General features: G+C 57.2%; 1 protein-coding gene. It reads left to right on the top strand.

What is annotated here, in order from left to right; genetic code table 11:
- Positions 1-96 precede the first annotated feature (96 nt).
- Positions 97-1,446, top strand: coding sequence for an IS30 family transposase (locus AWB72_RS28290; protein WP_244285793.1), 1,350 nt, complete (start codon positions 97-99; stop codon positions 1,444-1,446).
- Positions 1,447-1,453 lie beyond the last annotated feature (7 nt).

Below are 1,453 nucleotides of genomic sequence, written 5' to 3' on the forward strand. Positions count from 1 at the left end.
GGCGGATTCAACCGGTCGTCGCAACACCTTTAATCGAGGAGGTGTTGCGTGGTGCGAAGTGCAAAGCAGGTGTATCGGTTGACGGGTCGAGCAGCGATGTACTCGCCAGGCGCCCCATCACTTGGACATGAGATTGAGCGTCGGTTTTGGCAACAGATCGCCACCGGCATTACAAGCGAGAAGGCGGCGCAGGCGGTAGGCGCATCACAAGCGGTAGGCTCGCGCTGGTTCCGCTATCGTGGCGGCATGCCACTATTCATGTCGAAACCTATTGCTGGTCGATACTTGTCGTTCGCTGAGCGAGAAGAGATAGCATTGCTCTCTGTCCAGGGGTTCGGGGTGCGCGAGATCGCCCGCCGTATCGGTCGAAGTGCATCGACCGTTTCACGAGAACTTACGCGCAATGCTGCGACTCGAGGTGGGTGTCTCGAGTATCGTGCTTCGGTTGCGCAGTGGAAGGCAGAACGGTTCGCTAAGCGACCCAAGCCCGCGAAACTGGCGACTAATGTAGAACTGCGTCAATATGTACAGGACCGCTTGGAGGGCAAGGTCCATGACGCTGACGGTCGTAAAATTGACGGGCCCAAGCAGACGCCGTTCAATGGGCGAAATAAACCACATCGCGGGGACCGGAAGTGGGTCAATGGTTGGTCACCTGAACAAATTGCTAATCGGTTGCAGGTAGATTTCCCGGATGATGAATCCATGCGCATCTCTCACGAAGCAATTTATCAAGCGCTTTATATTCAGGGCCGCGGCGCGCTCAAGCGCGAGTTGGTGGGCTGCCTGCGCACCGGGCGAGCCTTGCGCGTTCCGCGTGCGAGAGCGCGTGCCAAGGCGTGGGCGCACGTCAGCGAGGAGGTGATGATTTCCAGTCGGCCTGCAGAGGCGGAAGATCGTGCCGTGCCGGGCCATTGGGAAGGCGACCTGCTCATTGGCCTAAACCGATCTGCCATCGGTACGCTGGTGGAAAGATCAAGCCGTTTCACAATGCTCGTGCATTTGCCCCGCGAGAAAGGCTATGGGTCAATTCCGCGCACGAAAAACGGACCCGCGCTAGCCGGCTACGGGGCTGTCACGATGGCCAACGCACTCAAAAAGACTGTAACTGACTTGCCTGCTGAGCTGTGGCGATCATTGACCTGGGATCGGGGAAAGGAACTGTCCGATCACGCCCGTTTCACTATTGAGTCCGGCGTGAAGGTATTCTTCGCGGATCCGCGAAGCCCATGGCAGCGGGGTACGAACGAAAACACGAATGGCCTTCTACGACAGTACTTTCCAAAAGGTACAGACCTGTCCCGATGGAGTGCTAGAGAGATTCAAGCCGTTGCTAATACGTTGAACTCAAGGCCGCGGAAGACTCTCGGATGGAAGACACCTGCGGAAGCCCTAGACGAGTACCTGAAATCTGTTCAACAATCCAGTGTTGCGACGACCGTTTGAATCCGCC

Origin of the sequence: Caballeronia concitans (genome assembly GCF_001544615.1) — a bacterium.
Classification (GTDB): Bacteria; Pseudomonadota; Gammaproteobacteria; order Burkholderiales; family Burkholderiaceae; genus Caballeronia; species Caballeronia concitans.

Bases quoted from the DNA above. Each gene is read 5' to 3' on its own strand.
- AWB72_RS28290 (WP_244285793.1), top strand. From the start codon at position 97: ATGTACTCGCCAGGCGCCCCATCACTTGGACATGAGATTGAGCGTCGG.